General features: G+C 67.9%; 16 protein-coding genes. 15 read left to right on the top strand and 1 reads right to left on the bottom strand.

Annotated features, from left to right (window positions below):
• Window positions 1–10: 10 nt before the first annotated feature.
• Window positions 11–1,126, top strand: coding sequence for an Rv3169 family protein (locus tag ACZ5PO_RS22925; protein WP_464184153.1), 1,116 nt, complete (start codon window positions 11–13; stop codon window positions 1,124–1,126).
• 49 nt (window positions 1,127–1,175) lie between these two features.
• On the opposite strand, the gene ACZ5PO_RS22920 is transcribed toward ACZ5PO_RS22925, so the two are convergent.
• Window positions 1,176–1,835 (bottom strand): TetR/AcrR family transcriptional regulator, encoded by a 660-nt coding sequence (locus ACZ5PO_RS22920; protein ID WP_464184152.1) that lies wholly within the window; start codon window positions 1,833–1,835, stop codon window positions 1,176–1,178.
• Between the two features lie 566 nt (window positions 1,836–2,401).
• On the opposite strand from ACZ5PO_RS22920, the gene ACZ5PO_RS22915 reads away from it, so the two are divergent.
• From ACZ5PO_RS22915 to ACZ5PO_RS22850, 14 genes are all read left to right on the top strand, one after another.
• Complete coding sequence (locus ACZ5PO_RS22915) at window positions 2,402–3,724, top strand: phytoene desaturase family protein (RefSeq protein ID WP_464184151.1); 1,323 nt, start codon at window positions 2,402–2,404, stop codon at window positions 3,722–3,724.
• Window positions 3,725–3,729: 5 nt separating this feature from the next.
• A complete protein-coding gene (locus ACZ5PO_RS22910) occupies window positions 3,730–4,590 on the top strand; it encodes an ABC transporter ATP-binding protein (RefSeq protein WP_464184150.1) in 861 nt (286 codons plus the stop codon).
• Window positions 4,578–5,402, top strand: coding sequence for an ABC transporter ATP-binding protein (locus tag ACZ5PO_RS22905; RefSeq protein ID WP_464184149.1), 825 nt, complete (start codon window positions 4,578–4,580; stop codon window positions 5,400–5,402). Before ACZ5PO_RS22910 ends, ACZ5PO_RS22905 begins: the two co-directional genes overlap by 13 nt.
• On the top strand, window positions 5,395–7,329 hold the full coding sequence (locus tag ACZ5PO_RS22900) for an AMP-dependent synthetase/ligase (RefSeq protein ID WP_464184146.1): 1,935 nt from the start codon (window positions 5,395–5,397) through the stop codon (window positions 7,327–7,329). Before ACZ5PO_RS22905 ends, ACZ5PO_RS22900 begins: the two co-directional genes overlap by 8 nt.
• Window positions 7,326–8,198 (top strand): branched-chain amino acid ABC transporter permease, encoded by an 873-nt coding sequence (locus ACZ5PO_RS22895; protein ID WP_464184145.1) that lies wholly within the window; start codon window positions 7,326–7,328, stop codon window positions 8,196–8,198. The genes ACZ5PO_RS22900 and ACZ5PO_RS22895 overlap by 4 nt, the downstream gene beginning before the upstream one ends.
• Window positions 8,198–9,244, top strand: coding sequence for a branched-chain amino acid ABC transporter permease (locus ACZ5PO_RS22890; RefSeq protein WP_464184143.1), 1,047 nt, complete (start codon window positions 8,198–8,200; stop codon window positions 9,242–9,244). Before ACZ5PO_RS22895 ends, ACZ5PO_RS22890 begins: the two co-directional genes overlap by 1 nt.
• 270 nt (window positions 9,245–9,514) lie before the next feature.
• Window positions 9,515–10,672, top strand: a complete 1,158-nt coding sequence (locus ACZ5PO_RS22885; RefSeq protein ID WP_464184141.1) for an ABC transporter substrate-binding protein — start codon at window positions 9,515–9,517, stop codon at window positions 10,670–10,672.
• A 142-nt stretch (window positions 10,673–10,814) separates the two neighbouring features.
• Window positions 10,815–11,552, top strand: a complete 738-nt coding sequence (locus tag ACZ5PO_RS22880) for an NAD(P)H-dependent oxidoreductase (protein ID WP_464184140.1) — start codon at window positions 10,815–10,817, stop codon at window positions 11,550–11,552.
• Window positions 11,553–11,709: 157 nt separating this feature from the next.
• A complete protein-coding gene (locus ACZ5PO_RS22875; RefSeq protein ID WP_464184139.1) occupies window positions 11,710–12,969 on the top strand; it encodes an aromatic ring-hydroxylating oxygenase subunit alpha in 1,260 nt (419 codons plus the stop codon).
• Window positions 12,969–13,460, top strand: a complete 492-nt coding sequence (locus tag ACZ5PO_RS22870; RefSeq protein WP_464184138.1) for an aromatic-ring-hydroxylating dioxygenase subunit beta — start codon at window positions 12,969–12,971, stop codon at window positions 13,458–13,460. Before ACZ5PO_RS22875 ends, ACZ5PO_RS22870 begins: the two co-directional genes overlap by 1 nt.
• A 28-nt stretch (window positions 13,461–13,488) precedes the next feature.
• Complete coding sequence (locus tag ACZ5PO_RS22865; protein ID WP_464184137.1) at window positions 13,489–14,280, top strand: enoyl-CoA hydratase/isomerase family protein; 792 nt, start codon at window positions 13,489–13,491, stop codon at window positions 14,278–14,280.
• Window position 14,281: 1 nt separating this feature from the next.
• On the top strand, window positions 14,282–15,016 hold the full coding sequence (locus ACZ5PO_RS22860) for an SDR family NAD(P)-dependent oxidoreductase (protein ID WP_464184136.1): 735 nt from the start codon (window positions 14,282–14,284) through the stop codon (window positions 15,014–15,016).
• A 5-nt stretch (window positions 15,017–15,021) separates the two neighbouring features.
• Window positions 15,022–15,912, top strand: a complete 891-nt coding sequence (locus ACZ5PO_RS22855; protein WP_464184134.1) for an alpha/beta hydrolase — start codon at window positions 15,022–15,024, stop codon at window positions 15,910–15,912.
• Between the two features lie 87 nt (window positions 15,913–15,999).
• Window positions 16,000–17,196: an acyl-CoA dehydrogenase family protein gene (locus ACZ5PO_RS22850; RefSeq protein ID WP_464184132.1), complete on the top strand. Its 1,197-nt coding sequence runs from the start codon at window positions 16,000–16,002 to the stop codon at window positions 17,194–17,196.
• The last annotated feature ends 30 nt before the right edge of the window (window positions 17,197–17,226 follow it).

Below are 17,226 nucleotides of genomic sequence, written 5' to 3'. Positions count from 1 at the left end.
AGGACCCGCGATGCTCACTCCCCAAGACGATCTCATCGGCCACCAGGCCGCCGCGCCGTTTGCGTGCGCCGGCAATGGCGATCCTCGCTTCACGGAACGCTATTGGTACACGGGGCACCCGATCGACGGCACCGATCTGCTGCTCGACGTCGGCCTCGGCTACTATCCCAACCGCGGCGTCATGGACGCCTTCGCCGGCGTCACCGTCGGGCGCAAGCAGCACAACTTCCGGGTCTCGCGCCAGCTCGGCGACACCCCCCTCGAGACCACGGTCGGCCCCCTGCGCTTCGAAGTCGTCGAGGGCATGAAGCGCCACCGGCTGGTCCTGGCCGACAACGGCTCGGGGATCAGCTTCGACCTCACGTTCGAGGCCACCTTCCCGGCCGCCCAGGAGAAGCAGAGCTTCCGCGAGCGCAACGGCCAGGTCGAGGAAGATATGACGCGCATCGCCCAGTTCGGCCGCTGGCGCGGCTGGCTCGTCGTCGACGGCCGCCGCCACGCGGTCGAGCCGTCGCTGTGGTGGGGCCAGCGCGACCATTCATGGGGGGTGCGCTCGGAGATGAAGACCGACGAGACCCGCCCGCCGGCCGCCACCCACAAGAACTTCTTCTGGACCTGGTCCATGTTCCAGTTCGAGGATTCGAGCCTGTCGATCTTCCTCAAGGAGCGGAAGCCGGGCCTGCCGATGTATCTGTCAGGCACGGAGTTCCGCCGCGGCCCCGACGGAACCGTCAGCCGCCGCGAGATCCTGGCGGCCAGCCACGACATCGAATGGGCGAGCGATCCGCACGGCCAGACCATCGCCACGGCCGAATTCCGCCTGGAGTTCGACGAAGGCCCGGCGCGACAGGTGCGCATGGAGGGCCTGCCGACGCGGTTCTACCTGAAGGGCGGGCTCTATGGCGGCTTCCAGGGCTGGAACCACGGTGACGACCGCGGCGCCCTCTACAGCGGCCACGACGTCTGGGACCTGGACGATCACGCGGTGCGCGCCGCCGCGCGCACGCTCTCCGACCACGTGGTGCGGCTCACCAGCGACGGCGCGACCGGCTGGGGCATCAGCGAATATGGCGTCGCCGCGGGCTATCCGCTCTATCCGGATCCGCAGCGCTTCCCGGCGCTCTAATTTGGGATAGGCGGCCGGGCCTGCCCGGCCCCATCAACGTGGACAGGCCTCAGCTCTCCGCCCGCGTCCGCTTGCGAGGCGCGGGCGGCGGATCGGCCGGGACGGTCCGCAGCGCGCCGGCAGCGGCAAAACCGTCGAGGAAGGTCGCGGTGATGATCTCGGCGAGCTCCCTCGGCTCGACGGAACCATGCGGATCGAACCAGGTGTAGGAATAATTGATCATCCCGAGCAGGCTCATCGTGTAGACTTTCTTGGTCTTGCGGTCGATTCGGCCGTTCGTGTCGGCCCGGACCAGCGCGTCGGCGAAGAGGTCGACGATGTGCCGCTCGAGGCCCTTGATGACCTCCTGTTCCTTCTTGTCCAGGAAGGTCAGGTCGTTGAGCAGAACGACCTGCTCGCCGGGCGAGTCGGCATTGTATTCGACGATCGCCTCGATCATCCGATGAAGCTGCGCGCGGGGCCCCTCGCGCTCGCCGGCCGCGCTCTCGATGATGGTCAGCAGCTTGCTGACGTGGTTGTGCAGGATCGCGAAAAGGATCGCCTCTTTGGAATCGAAGTAATGATAAAGTGCACCTCGCGATACCTCGCAGGCATCCGCCAGATCCGCAATCGTGCTCCTCATGTAGCCTTGGCTGGCGAAGAGATCGACCGCGTGCTTCAGGATCGATTGCTGGATCGCTTCGAAATTATCTGATCGGGTGCGTGCCATCTCAACCTTCTTCTCCGCGCCGGCCGGCAGCTCAATTCAACCATATCACCTCAAGACGCAATAACCCATCCGGACAGCTGTTTGGAACCCGATTGCGCAGAAGCGGCGCGCAAGGGGTGCCCTCTCCGGCGCTGCCGCGGCGCGCCCGTCCTCCCGGTTGCCGCGCTCCGCGCGGCGGGCCGTCTTATTAATTGAACAGCTAGCCGGTATATATTAGCCTCGATGCCGCCGCCGCTCCAGATGCGGCAGCTCAGAAAGCCGCAGGAGGAGGCCGCCGCCGACGCAAGCCGTCCGAATGTGCGGGATCCGCGGATCGGTGGCTGCCCGCACGCCCCCCCCCAAACCCGGCCGGTGGCGGTCATGCCTCGATCCCCCGCAGCCAATCACCGAGCCGGGCCGCGCAACAGCCCACGAGACATGCCGCATCGGCCGGCGATCCAGCAGCTCGATGTATCTTCACAAATTTGTTGAACGTCTGTCCGAATTATTATAATTTGATCCAGATCAACGACAGCCGGGCGGCGCGTCCGTGGCCGGCTCAAATCAACTCGAAGGGAACGTGCCGCATGCAGGAGGTTCATGCCGATGCCGTGGTGATCGGCGCGGGCGCCGGTGGCTTGAGTGCAGCCGCCCGGCTCGCCCACGCCGGCTTCAATCCGATCCTCGTGGAGTCCCTCGACCACGTCGGTGGCCGCGCCGCGACGGAGGAAATCGACGGCTTCAAGGTCAACATCGGCGCCATCGCCCTGGAACTGGGCGGCGTCTTCGAGGAGACCTTCCGACTGGTCGATGCGCCGCTCGACATCCGCGTGCCGGAGCCGGCCTCCGCCTTCTATCTCGACGGCAAGGTGGTGGACATCAGCCGGGGCGGCTGGGGGCTGCTGCTGGGCCAGATCACCAAGCAGGCCTCGCGCGTTCTCGAGAAGATCGCCGATGCGCGCGCCGGCAATCTCCCAGACGGCCGTCAGTCCACGGCTGACTGGCTGGCCGGCTACACCAGCAACAAGACCGTGCACGCCATCTTCCGCAACCTGTGCGCGGCGATCTTCGCGTGCAACGCCGACGAGCTGCCGGCCCGCGCCTTCCTCACCTATTTCACCAGCAAGGGCGCCTTCAAGCGCTTCGGCTTCTCGCCGACCGGCACCATGGGCGCCTGGAACGCGCTGGCCCGCGCCACCGAGGCCCATGGCGGCCAAGTCTGGCTGTCGAGCCCGGTGACCGGCATCTCCGTCGCCGATGGCGCGGTCAAGGGCGTCACCGTCACGCGCAACGGCGAGCCGACGCGCATCGTCAGCGGCCTCGTCGTCAGCGATGCCGGCCCGCAGACGACCGTCGCCCTCGCGGGCGAAGCCCACTTCCCGGCCGCCTACGTGGACCAGGTCCGCACCGTGCTGCGGCCGGCCGCCAACATCGTCGTCAACTTCGCCACGCGCGAGCCGCTGTTCCCGGCCCCGGGCATCATCACCTTCGGCAAGACGCGACGCCTCTGCAACATGGCCAACATGACCGCGACGTGCCCGGAGCTGGCGCCGCCGGGCTGGCATCTCTACGTCGCCTACGCCGTCCCCGTGCCGGCGCTGGGCGACTTCGACGAGAAGGCGGAGATCGAGGAAGCACTGGCCGACCTGCGCGAGATCTTTCCCGGCTTCGCCGGCGCCAAGATGCTGTCGGTGCGGGTCATGCGCGACGGCTGGCCGGCCCAGCGCAGTTGCGCCGGCTACGACCTGCCGCGCGAGACCGGGATCGACGGCCTCTGGTGCGTCGGCGACGCGGTCAAGGTATACGGCAACGGCGGCACCCAGGCCTGCGCCGAAACGGCGAAGCTGGTGGTCGACGCGATCGTGGCCGAGCGCGGCAGCAACCCGTCGCCGGCCCGCCGGACGGCGTGACCGCCATGCTCGCCTCGCCCCGCCCACAGGATGGGCCGGCCGGATCTGCGGCGCCGGCTACGGCCGCCCAAACGGCGCTGCTCGAGTTCCGCAACGTCCAGATCGTCTACGACAACGCCATCGAGGCCGTGCGCGACGTGAGCATCGAAGTGCCGAGGGGGCAGATCGTCGCCCTCCTCGGCTCCAACGGCGCCGGCAAGTCGACGCTGCTCAAGGCCATGTCCGGCATCCTCCATACCGAGGACGGCTCGCTCGACAACGGCAGCATCCATTTCGGCGGCGAGGACATCAGCCATCTGGCGCCCGACACCATCGTGCGCCGCGGCCTGGTGCACGTGCCCGAAGGCCGGCGCATCTTTCCGGCGCTGACCGTCGAGGAGAACCTCGTCATCGGCGGCTACACGACCTCGGCAGCCGTCGTCCGGGAGCGGCGCGATCAGGCCTTCGCCCTGTTTCCGCGCCTGGCCGAACGGCGCCACCAGATCGCCGGCTACATGTCCGGCGGCGAGCAGCAGATGCTGGCCATCGGCCGCGCGCTGATGGCCAAGCCGACGCTGCTCGCGCTCGACGAGCCCTCGCTGGGCCTCGCGCCGCTGATCATCGACCGCATCTACGAGGTGATCGCCACGCTGCGGCGCGATTTCGCCATGACGGTGCTGCTGGTCGAGCAGAACGCCCAGCGGGCGCTGGAAATCGCCGATGCCGGCTACATCCTCGAGAACGGCCGCGTCGTCCTGGATGGGCCGGCCGAGAAGCTCGCCCGCAATCAGGATGTGCAGGAATTCTACCTGGGGCTGTCGAACGCCGGCCACAAATCCATGCGCGACGTGAAGCACTACAAGCGGCGCAAACGGTGGCTGTCGTGACGGCGCTGCTCACTCTGCAATCCGTGTCCAAGCAGTTCCGCGGCCTGACGGCGGTCTCGGAGGTCAGCTTCGACGTCAACGCCGGGGAAATCTGCAGCGTCATCGGCCCCAACGGCGCCGGCAAGACGACGTTGTTCAACATGATCAGCGGCGTGCTGCGGCCGACCGCCGGGCGGATCACGTTCGACGGACAGGACCTCGGCCGCGTGGCGCCCTCGCGCTTCGCCGCCATCGGCATCGGCCGCACTTTCCAGAACCTGGCGCTGTTCAAGCACGGCACCGTGGTCGAGAACATCCTCGTCGGCCGGCACGTGCACCTGCGCTCCAGCGTGCTGGAGGCCGCCTGGTTCTTCGGGCGCACGCGCCGCGAGGAGATCGCGGCGCGCCAGCGGGTCGAGGAGATCATCGACTTCCTCGAGATCGAGCACATCCGCGACGCCGTGGTGGGCACCCTCTCCTATGGCCAGCAGAAGCGGGTCGAGCTCGGCCGGGCGCTGGCCTGCGAGCCCAAGCTGCTGCTGCTCGACGAGATGGTCTCGGGCATGAACCTGGAGGAGACCGAGGATATCGCCCGCTTCATCCTCGATATCCGCGACGAGCTCGGCATCACCGTGCTGATGATCGAGCACGACATGCGCATCGTCATGGACATCTCCGACCGGGTGCAGGTGCTGAACTTCGGCCGGCGCATCGCCGGCGGCACGCCTGCCGAAATCCGCAACGATCCGGCGGTGCTCGACGCCTACCTCGGCCGCAGCGCCGCGCCGGAGGCGTCGCCGGCCGAACAGCAAGGTGTCGGTGTCCATGCTTGACGTCGCCCGCACAGCCCCAACACCAGGCGCCCGCGGCGCCGCGATCACGCGCATCGCGGCCGAGGCGCCCGGCGCCGTCGAGGCCATGCTGCCGGACGGCAACATCACCCTGCCCCGGCTGCTGCGCCACCGGGCGCGGACCATGGGCACCGCGCTCGCCCTGCGCGAGAAGGATTGCGGCGTCTGGCACAGGTACACGTGGGCGCACTACTACCAGCGCGCCCGGCTCTTTGCGTTCGGGCTGTGGTCCCTGGGGCTCAAGGCCGGAGACCGCATCGCCATCGCCGGCGAGAACGCGCCCGAATGGTACTACGCCGACCTCGGCGCCCAGATGATCGGCGCCCAGGTCGTCGGCATCTATCCCACCAATCCGTGGCCCGAGCTCCAGTATATCGTGCGCCACTGCGGCGCCCGCCTGGTGGTCACCGGCGACCAGGAGCAGACCGACAAGGTCATCGATGCGCTGGCGCGCGACGGCGGCCTGCCCGCCGTTACAGCGATCGTCTGCGTCGATACCAAGGGCATGCGCGCCTACGGCAGGGCCGACCTCATGTCCTTCGACGCCCTGTGCGAGCTCGGCGCCGCCTATGCGGCAGCTCATCCCGAGGCGGAGGAGGAGCTCGACCGGACGATCGAGAACGCCGCGCCCGACGATATCTGCATCCTGGTCTACACGTCGGGCACCACGGGGCCGCCGAAGGGCGCGATGCTCTCCCATCGCAACCTGGTCTATTCCGCCTACCATTATGCGCAGGCCACCGGCACGCTCGGCCGCCGCTTCGAGAGCGTCTGCTACCTGCCGCTCTGCCACGTGGCGGAGCGCAGCTACTCCATGGTGATGCAGCTCGTGCTGGGCGGCGTGGTGAATTTCGCCGAGTCGATCGACACGGTCGCCACCAACATCCGCGAGATCGGGCCGACCTTCTTCATCGGCGTGCCGCGTATCTACGAGAAGCTGCAGCAAAACTTCTTCTTCAAGCTCGGTGACAGCCATCCGGCGCAGCGCGCCGTTGCCAACTGGTGCCTCAGCCGCGGCCGGGTGCTCTCGGATCGGCGCCAGGCAGGCCAGGAGGGGCTCAGGGACCGCCTCGAGCGCCGGCTGCTCGACGGCCTGCTGTTCGCCAATCTGCGTCGCCACCTCGGGCTCGACCGCTCCCGCCACCGGCTGTGCGCGGGCGCCTCCATCTCGCCGGAGATGCTGCGCTTCTTCGACATCATTGGCCTGCCGGTGGCCCAGGGCTACGGCATGACCGAGTCGGGCGGCGTCAGCTTCATCCAGGGCGGCAAGCACATGCGGATCGGCGGCTGCGGCCTGGCCATCGGCGGCACCGAGTGGCGGCTGGACGACGACGGCGAGATCCTGCTGCGCAGCCGGGGCATATTCCAGGGCTACTTCCAGGACGAGGCGGCCACCGCCGCGACGCTCGGCCCGGACCGCTGGCTACGCACCGGCGACATCGTCGAGGTGCTCGACAACGGCGAGATCACCGTGGTCGACCGCAAGAAGGCGATCATCATCACCTCGGGCGGCAAGAATATCGCCCCGTCCGAGATGGAGAACGCGCTCAAGGACAGCCCCTTCATCCGCGAGGCCATCGTCGTCGGCGAGGCCCGCAAGTTCCTGGGCGCCCTGATCCAGATCGACTACGACGAGGTCGGCCGCTGGGCGCGCGACCGCAACCTCGCCTACACCAACTACAAGTCGCTCTCGCAGCTGCCCGAGGTCGTCGAGCTGATCGACGGCATCGTGCGCGAGACCAACAAGAAGTTCGCCCGCGTCGAGAACGTCCGCAAGTTCGTCATCCTGGAGAAGGAGCTCGACCACGACGACGGCGAGCTCACGGCCACACAGAAGGTGCGGCGCGGCGCCATCAACAAGAAGTTCGCGCGCGAGCTCGAGCTGATCTACGGCAAGGACGCCAGATGAGCTTCCTCATCGATCTCACCGTGTCCGGGCTCGCCGTCGGCGCGCTCTACGGCCTCATCGCCATGGGCTTCGCCGTCATCTACAAGGCGACGGGCCTGGTCAACTTCGCCCAGGGCGAGATGACCATGATCGTGGCCTATCTCGCCTGGACGATCGCCACGACGGTCACCGGCAACGTCTTCGTCGTCGTGGCCGGCGCCATCATCGGCGCCGTCGTGCTGGGCCTTCTCGTCGAGCGCATCGTCATGCGCCCGATGCTGGGCGAGCCGCTGTTCGCCGGCGTGATGGTCACGGTGGCGCTGGCCGTCATCCTGCGCTCGTGCATCACCTTCATCTGGGACGCCTACCCGCATGCGCTGGATCTCGGCGTCGGCCGCGACGTGCTGCGCGCCGGCGGCCTGAGCCTGCGCGGCGCGCAGGTGGCGGCGATCGTGACCCTGCTCGGCCTGCTCGCCGGCTTCTACGCCTTCTTCCGCTTCAGCAAGTTCGGCATCGCCATGCGCGCGGTCGCGGCCGACGACCGGGCCGCGTTGCTCATGGGCGTCTCGGCGGCGCGCATCCATGCGCTCGCCTGGGCCGCCTCCTCGGTCATCGCCGGCATCGGCGGCGTGCTGTTCGCCATGGTCTACGACCTGTCGCCGGCGATGTTCCAGCTGGGGCTGAAGGGCTTTCCGGCGACCATCCTCGGCGGCCTCGACTCGGTGCTCGGCTCCGGCGTCGCCGGCCTCATCATCGGCGTCACCGAGAACCTGGCCGGCGGCTACCTCTCGCCCGGCATGAAGGACATCGCGGGCTTCCTGATGATCATCGTCGTGCTGATGGTGCGACCGTTCGGGCTGTTCGGTGAACGCGAGATCGTGAGGGTCTGATGCGCAGCGGCAATTTCAAGGAGACCTATGCCGGGCTGATCGTCCTCAGCGATTCCGCCTGGGTGTGGATCTGGTCGGCCGTGCTGGCGGCGGCGCTGGTCGCCGCCCCCTTCGTGCTGAACGCCTACGCCCTGTCGCTGCTGACGCTGGTGCTGATCACGCTCATCGGGGCGCTCGGGCTCAACATGCTCACCGGCCTCACCGGGCTGATCTCGCTCGGCCACGTGGGTTTCCTCGTCGTCGGCGCCTACGCCTACGCCATCATTGTCACCAAGCACGGCCTGCCGCCGCTCGCGGGCTTCGGCGCCGCCGGCGTCGTCGCGGCGCTCGCCAGCGTCATCGTCGGCGTACCGTCGCTCAGGCTGCGGGGCCTCTATCTCGCCATCACCACGCTGGCGTTCTCGTTCATCATCAACAACGTCATCCTGGAGGCGAGCACCATCACCGACGGGGCGCGCGGCATATCCGTGCTGCGACCGACCATGTTCGGCATCGATTTCGACAGCGACCAGGCCTTCGCCCTGCTGTGCCTCGGCGTGACGATCCTGACGCTCTTCGCCTGCCTGAACATCCGCCGCAGCCGCATCGGACGGGCCTTCGTCGCCATCCGCGACAACGATACGGCGGCGCGCACCATGGGCGTCAACCTGGCGACGTACAAGCTCTACGCCTTCGTCACCAGCGCCTTCATCACCGGCATCGCCGGTGCCCTCCTCGGCATCTACCTGAGCTTCGTCAGCGTCGAGGGGTTTCCCTTCCTGCTCAGCATCGAGGCGCTCGCCATCCTCATCGTCGGCGGCCTCGGCTCGGTGCTCGGCGTGGTGCTCGGCACGGTCTTCATCATCCTGCTGCCGGAAGCGGTGCAGACAGTCCTGCACCTTGCCGGCTCCGGCGTGGGGGCGCTGTTCGCCAACGGCGTGCACGAGCTCAAGGCCATCCTGTACGGCGTCGTGATCATCCTGTTCCTGCGCTTCGAGCCCCGCGGCCTCGTGGGCATCTGGCACGACGTCAAGCGGCTGTGGGTGCACTGGCCGCTGCGGTTCTGATGGGCTCGCGCGGCGATGTCCCTGGTTGGCCGATCGCAGAATGAACCGCCGGCGGCGCAACGGCATAACTCTCCCCGCATGCGGGGAGAGGTCGACTTGCGCGAAGCGCTGCGCAGGGCGGGTGAGGGGGTGTGCAGGAGAAAGTGGGCGGCGCGTCGTGCGACACGGGCAAGCCCCCTCACCTGCCCTCTCCCCGCATGCGGGGAGAGGGGTGCCCCGCGGCCCTGCCCGCGCCCCTTCAAAATCACGGATAGAAAGGGAGGACATCACATGCTGCAATCTTTGAAAGCCGCCGGTTTCGCCGCGGTCGCCGGCCTGGCGCTCGCCCAGCCGGTGGCCGCCGCCGAGCAGGGCTTTACCGACAGCGACATCACCGTCGGCGAGATCAACCCCTATACCGGCCCCCCCGCCCTGCTCGGCGTCGCCCACGCCCAGGGCGTCAAGCTGGCCTTCGCCGAGGCCAACGCCGAAGGCGGCATCAACGGGCGCAAGATCAAGCTGATCACCGAGGACGACGGCTACGTCCCCTCCCGCACCTTGCAGGCGGTGCGCAAGCTCGCCGACGTCGACAAGGTGTTCGCCCTGATGGGCGTGTCCGGCGCCGCCCAGTCCACGGCCGCGCTGCCGCTCATCGAGAAGGCCGGCCTGCCCACGATCATCAGCGTCGCGCCGATGCCGATCCAGTGGAACCCGCCGCGCAAGAACATCTTCATCCTCGGCCAAGCCTATGAGGAGGGCGTGCGGCAGCTGATCAACTACCTGGCCGACAAGAACCCCGGCAAGAAATGGGCGCTGGTGACCCAGGACGACGACTACGGCCTTGCCGTCCGCGACGGCTTCCAGGCCGCCGCCAAGGAGAAGAAGCTCAACGTGGTCTTCACCTCCACCTACAAGAAGGGGCAGACCGACTTCTCCTCGGAGATGCTGCGCCTGAAGGATTCGGGCGCCGAGATGTTCATGGCCGGCGGCATCATCTCCGAGAACGTCGCCATGATGAAGGAGCTCGAGAAGCTCAACATCAAGCCGGTGACCGGCATCTTCTGGCCGGGCCGCGTCGAGGCGCTGCTCAAGCTGATCGGGCCGGCCAGTGACGGCCTCTATGCGGTGGACTACGTCGAGCCGCTGGCCAGCCCCGCCGGCAAGGCCTTCGTCGACAAGGCCAAGACGCTGCTCGGCGACGAGGCCAAGGGCATCAACCGCTATACCGAGGTCGGCTATGCCGCCGGCAAACTGCTCGTCGATGCGATCAAGCGCTGCGGCAAGGACCTGACCCGCGCCTGCACCATCGCGGAGCTCGATAAGACCAAGGACCTGGCGACCGGCGTCATGGCGCCGATCAGCTTCGGCCCGGGCAACCGTTTCTCGTCCCAGGCCGTAAAGATCATGCGCGCCAATTACGGCGACCTGAGCTTCGTGCCGGTGGACTGATACGGTTCGTCGTCATGGCCGGGCTTGACCCGGCCATCCATCTACACAGCAAAACCGGCGGTCGGCTGGTCACGTCATTTTCCTGCTCTGATGGATGGCCGGGTCAAGCCCGGCCATGACGGAGCTTTGACTGGGAAGCCCCATGAAAGTCCTGATCGTCTACGCCCATCAGGAGGAGAAGTCCTTCAACCGGGCGCTGCTGCAACGCGCGCTGGACGAACTGGCGGCCGGCGGCCACGAGGTGCAGGTCTCCGACCTTTACGCCATGGGCTTCGACCCGGTGGCGACCGAAGCGGACTTCCGCGAGCGCCGCTTCCCCGACCGGCTGCAATACGACCGGGAGCAGAAGCACAACTATCAGCGCCAGTCGCTGAGGACCGACATCACCGGCGAGCTGGACAAGCTGATCTGGTGCGACACCCTCATCCTGCAGTTTCCGCTCTGGTGGTTCTCGGTGCCCGCCATCATGAAGGGCTGGATCGACCGGGTGTTCATCAACGGCCCGGTGTACGGCGGCGGCAAGCGCTACGACACGGGCGGCATGCGCGGTCGACGCGCCATGGTCGCCATCAGCACCGCCGCCTACGACACGATGTGCGCCCCCGACGGCCTCGTCGGGGGCCTCGACGTGGTCCTGTGGCCGATCCAGAACGGCATGCTGGCCTATGCCGGCTTCGACGTGCTGCCGCCGTTCGTCGCCTATTCGGTCAACTTCGTCGATGACGCCACGAGACAGGGCTATCTCGACGGTTACGCCGAGCGCATCCGTCGGCTCGGCGACACCAAGCCGCTGTTCTTCCATGCGCTGAGCGACTTCGGCCCGGACTGGCGGCTGAAGCCGGACGTCGAGGCCGCCACCGTCGGTCAACGGCGGCCCTGAGCGGCTGCCGGCAGGCGGCGCCCCTTGAACAGCCCGGGGCCGCGTGCTAAATACGAACGACCAGTCGGATTATTTAATGTCACGTCGAGTCGTCGACCGCGCCGGGTTCTGGCGACGGGCCGCGTCGACGATGAACGATGCAGAACGGAGAGCGGCGATGAACGTCATGACCCGAGCTTCGCAATGGGGCGAGCTGATCCGGCCGGATCGCGTTCACGGCTCGATCTATAGCGATCCGGCCATCTTCGAGGCCGAGCTTCAGCAGATCTGGTACAAGACCTGGGTCTACGTCGGCCACGAGAGCGAAATTCCCGAGCGCGACGACTTCGTCGTGAAGTCGATCGGGCCGCAGCCGGTGATCATGACCCGCGACAAGGACGGGCAGGTGCACCTGCTGCTCAACCGCTGTTCGCATCGCGGCAATCAGGTCTGCCTCTCCGAGAAGGGCAACCAGCGGACCTTTACCTGCCCGTTCCACTCCTGGACCTTCGCCAACGACGGCAGCCTGATCGGCTATGCCTTCCCGGACGGCTACCAGGGCCAGGACAAGTCGCAGCTCGGCCTCGGACGGGTGGCGCGGGTCGCCTCCTACCGCGGCTTCGTCTTCGGCTCCTTCGCCGCGGACGGGCCGTCGCTCGAGGAGCACCTCGGCGGTGCGGCGGAGACCATCGACCGCCTGCTCGCCACCTCCCCCACCGGCGAGATCGAGATCACCGCGGGCTTCCTCAAGCATCGCGTCAAGGCGAACTGGAAGTTCATCCTCGAGAACGAATGCGACGGCTATCACCCGGCCTTCGTACACGCCTCGATCTTCAGCGTCGCCGACAGCGGCATCGGCTCGCTCTACGGCGCCAAGTCCACGGCGGTGACGCGCGACTACGGCAACGGCCACACGGAGGTCGACCTCAGGCCGGAGTTCCGCCGCATCGGCAAGCCGCTCGGCTGGTTCGGCACCACGACCGAGAGGCTCTCTGACTACGCCGCCAAGATGCGGGCCGCCTACGGCGAGCAGCGCGCCAACGAGATCATGATCGACGGCACGCCGCACGTCATGATCTTCCCCAACCTGTTCATCGCCGAGATCCAGATGTTCGTGCTGCAGCCGCTGGCCGTGGACGATACGGTGCAGCACGTCACCGCCCTGCAGTTCAAGGGCGCACCGGATATGAACCGCCGCATGCGGCAACAGACGATGGGCTCGGTCGGGCCCGCGGGCCTGCTGCTCGCCGATGATTCCGAGATGTACGAGCGCTCGCACCGTGGGGTCCTGATGCGAGAGCCGGAGTGGATCTATCTCGGCCGCGGCATGCACCGCGAGCGGCGGGACGAGAACGGCTACATCATTGGTCACGCCACCGATGAGGTTCCCTCGCGCGGCATCTGGAATCACTACCGCGGCGTGATGGAGGCACGGTGATGAGTGACCGCGTCAGCCTCGAGCTGCTGAACGACGTGCAGCAGTTCGTCTACCGCGAGGCACGCCTGCAGGACGATCACCAGTATCAGGCCTGGGAATCCCTGTGGACCGACGACGGCGTGTACTGGATTCCGGCCAACGGCGACAGCATCGACCCCGAGAAGGAGATGTCGATCGTCTACGACAACCGCTCCCGCATCTCGCTCAGGGTGAAGCAGTTGCTGACCGGCAAGCGCCATACCCAGGCGCCGCCGTCGCGCCTGCGCCGCCTGGTGTCGAACATCGAGATCCTCGGCAAGACGGACAGCGGCGACATCAAGGTCGGCGCCAACACCATGATCTTCGAATCCAACCTGCGCGACGACACCATCTGGGCGACACGCAACGAATACGCGCTCAGGGAGCAGGACGGCGAGATCCGCATGGCCTTCAAGAAGGTGCTGCTGGTGAACAACGAGAAGGCGCTCTACACGCTGTCCTTCCTCGTTTGAACGAAGATACTCTGGGGAGAGAACGGATATGGCCGCAGAACCTGTCCTGCTCACTGTCGACGACGGGCTTGCCCATATCCGGCTTAACCGGCCGGATGCCTCGAACGGCATGAACATCGCGCTGCTCAAGGCGCTCTACGACGCCATCATGACCTGCCATGGCGATCCGGACGTGCGCGCCGTGCTGCTGACCGGCGAAGGCCCCAACTTCTGCGCCGGCGGCGACGTCAAGGACTTCGCCTCCAAGGGCGAAGCCCTGCCGGACTATCTGCGCCAGACCTGCACATATCTTCAGATCTCGGTCGGCGCGCTGCTTCACTTGCAGCCGCCGGTCGTCGTCGCCGTGCAGGGGTTTGCCGCCGGCGGCGGCGGCTTCGGCCTCGTCTGCGCCGCCGACCTCGTCATCGCCGGGCAGTCGGCCAAGTTTCTCGCCGGCGCCACCCGCGTCGGCATGGCGCCGGACGCGGGCGTTTCGGTGACGCTGCCGCGCCTCGTCGGCTTCCGCAAGGCGGCCGAGATCATCCTCACCAATCCCGTGCTGAGCGCCGAGGAGGCCAAGGCGCTCGGCATCGTCAACCGCATCGTGCCGGACGACGAGGTGGTCACGGCCGGGCTAGCTCTGGCCCGCGAGCTCGCATCCGGTGCCCCGCGAGCGCTCGCCGCCGCCAAGCGGCTGCTCTGGAACGGCATCGGGCTCAGCGTCGACACCTGCCTGCCGGAAGAGGCGCGCACGGTGGCCGAGCTGTCGGGCACCGCCGACGCCCGCGAGGGCCTTGCCGCCGTGATCGAGCGGCGCAAGCCCAAGTTCATCGGACGCTGACATGACCAGCCCTGCTGGCCGCCGCGCCTTCGTCACCGGAGCCGCCAAGGGGATCGGCGCCGCCATCGCGCGCGCCTTCGCCGAGGCCGGCGCCGCCGTGGTGATCGCCGACCTCGACGCAGATGCCGGCACCGCCCTCGCCCGCGCGATCGGCGCCACCGCCGTGCGCCTCGACGTCACCGACGTGGCGGCGGTCGCCCAGGTGATCGGCGACACGGGTCCGTTCGACATCCTGGTGAACAACGCCGGTGTCGACCAGCACTCCTTCTTCACCAGGACCGCCGAGGCCGATTGGCGCCGCCTCATCGACATCAACCTGATCTCGGTGCTGGCGACGACGCACGCGGTGCTGCCCGCCATGCAGGCGGCCGGGTTCGGCCGCATCGTCAACATCGCCTCCGAGGCCGGCCGCATCGGCTCGAAGGGCGGCTCGGTCTATTCCGCGGCCAAGGGCGGCGTCATCGCCTTCACCAAGTCGATCGCCCGCGAGAACGCCCGCTTCGGCATCACCGTCAATGCCATCGCGCCCGGCCCGATCCGCACCCCGATGCTCGACGAAGCGGTCAGCCAAGGCGGCGACAAGATCCTGAAGGCGATGACCGACGCCACGCTCGTGGGGCGCCTGGGCGAGACTGCAGAGGTGGCGGCGGCGGCGATATTTCTGGCCTCGGACCAAGCCTCCTTCATCACCGGGGAAACCCTGAGCGTCTCCGGCGGCATGGGGCTGGGCGGCTAGCAACGATGACGACATCGATCGATCAGGTCACCGACCGCATCCTGGGCATCTACCGCAGTTGGAACCGGCACACGCCGGTCGAGCAGATGCGGCGCGACTGGGACGCCATGTACCCCTTCGCTGCCGTCGAGCACACGGCGACGCCCGTCGACGCCGGTGGCGTACCGGCCCTGTGGATCGACGCATCCGGCGCAGCGCCCGATCGGGTGATCTTCTTCTGCCACGGCGGCGGCTTCCGCATGGGCTCGACCACCTCGCACCGGGACCTGATGGCGCGCCTGTCGGCGGCCAGCGGCTGCCGCGTGCTCGGCATCGGCTACCGGCTGGCACCGGAGCACCGCTTCCCGGCCCCTGTCGAGGACGCCGTCGCCGCCTACCGCTGGCTCATCGGCTCCGGCATCCAGCCTGAGCGCGTTGCCTTCGCGGGTGACTCGGCCGGCGGCGGGCTCGCGCTCTCGACCTGCCTCGACCTGCGCGCCAAGGGGCTGCCGCTGCCGGCGGCGGCGGTGCTGATGTCGCCGTGGACGGACCTGGCCGCCACCGGGGCGAGCTACGCCACCCGCGCCGACGCCGATCCGATCCATCAGCGGCCGATGATCCTCGCCCTCGCCAAGGGCTATCTGGGCGACGTCGACCCGCACGAGCCACTGGCCTCGCCCCTCTACGGCGACCTCCAGGGGCTGCCGCCGCTGCTGATCCAGGTCGGTGACCGGGAGACCGTGCTCGACGACGCGGTGATGCTGGCGGAGAAGGCACGCGCCGCGGGCGTCCGCGTCGAGCTCGACGTCGCTCCCGGCATGATCCACGTTTTCCAGATGTTTGCAGCCGATCTCGGCGAGGCCCGCAAGGCCATCGCCGCCGCCGGACGCTTCGTCGCGGCACATACGGCAGCTTGAGCGGCGGCCTCGCGGCCAAAAGGCTCCAGCCTTGACCGGTGTCGCGCTTGAATTTTAGGTAATCCGGACGATTAGTCGGAGAACACGATGAACATGCAAACCCGTGAGGCCCGGCCGGCAGCCCCCGCTGCGCCGTTCCGGCTGGCCGATCCGCCTTGCCTGACCGAGGAGCTGCGGCTGATGCGCGAGCAGGTCCGCCGCTTCGTCGAGCAGGAGGTGTTGCCCCATGCCGATGGCTGGGAGCGGGAGGGCAAGATCCCGCGCGAGATCTTCCGCCGCATGGGCGAGCTCGGCTTCCTCGGCATGCGCCATTCGCCGGACTATGGCGGCACCGACATGGGCCCGCTGGCGTCCATGGTCTTCGCGGAGGAGCTGGCGCGCTCGGGCTACGGCGGCTTCACGTCCTCGGTCCTCGTCCACACCGACATGTCGGCCTGCCACATCACGCTGCGCGGCACGCCCGAGCAGAAGGCCAAGTACCTGCCCGCCATCATTCGCGGCGAGACCATCTGCTGCATCGCCGTGACCGAGGCGTTCGCCGGCTCGGACGTGGCGGGCCTGCGCACCCGCGCCGTCCGCGACGGCGACGACTGGGTGATCAACGGCTCCAAGATGTTCATCACCAACGCCTACTACGGCGACGTGCTGATCCTTGCCGCGCGCACCGACCCGAACGCCAAGGGCAGCCGCGGCATCTCGCTGTTCATCGTCGAGCGCGACCTGCCGGGCATCACCGCCACCAAGCTCGACAAGCACGGCTGGCTGTGCTCCGACACGGCCGAGCTCAGCTTCGACAACGTGCGCGTGCCCGCCGACGCCCTCCTCGGCGAGGAGAACCGTGGCTTCTACGGCATCATGGAGACGTTCCAGAACGAGCGCATCTGCATCGGCGGCATCTGCGCCGGCGAGAGCTCCAAGGCCATCGAGCTCACGCTCGACTACGTCAAGACCCGCGAGGCCTTCGGCGGTCCGTTGTGGAACCAGCAAGGCGTGCGGCTGAAGCTGGCGCAGCTGGCCTCCAAGGCCGCCGCCGCCCGACAGCTCGCCTATCACGCCGCCGAGCTGGCGAGCCTCGGTCAGGACTGCATCCGGGAGGTCTCCATGGTGAAGGCCTTGGCGCCGGAGGTGCTGCAGGAGGTGGTGCACGGCTGCCTGCAGCTGCACGGTGGCACCGGCTACATGCGCGGCACGCCGATCGAGCGCATGGTGCGCGACGCTCGCATCCTGACCATCGGCGGCGGCGCCACCGAAGTGCTGCTCGAGGAGGTGGCGAAGCGGATGTAGCCAGGCGGTTATGCGTCCGTCGTTGCGACG

Source organism: Chelatococcus sp. KU-N122, assembly GCF_055391085.1.
The sequence above is the reverse complement of the archived record's forward strand: the minus strand, read 5'-3'. Positions and strand labels throughout refer to the sequence as shown.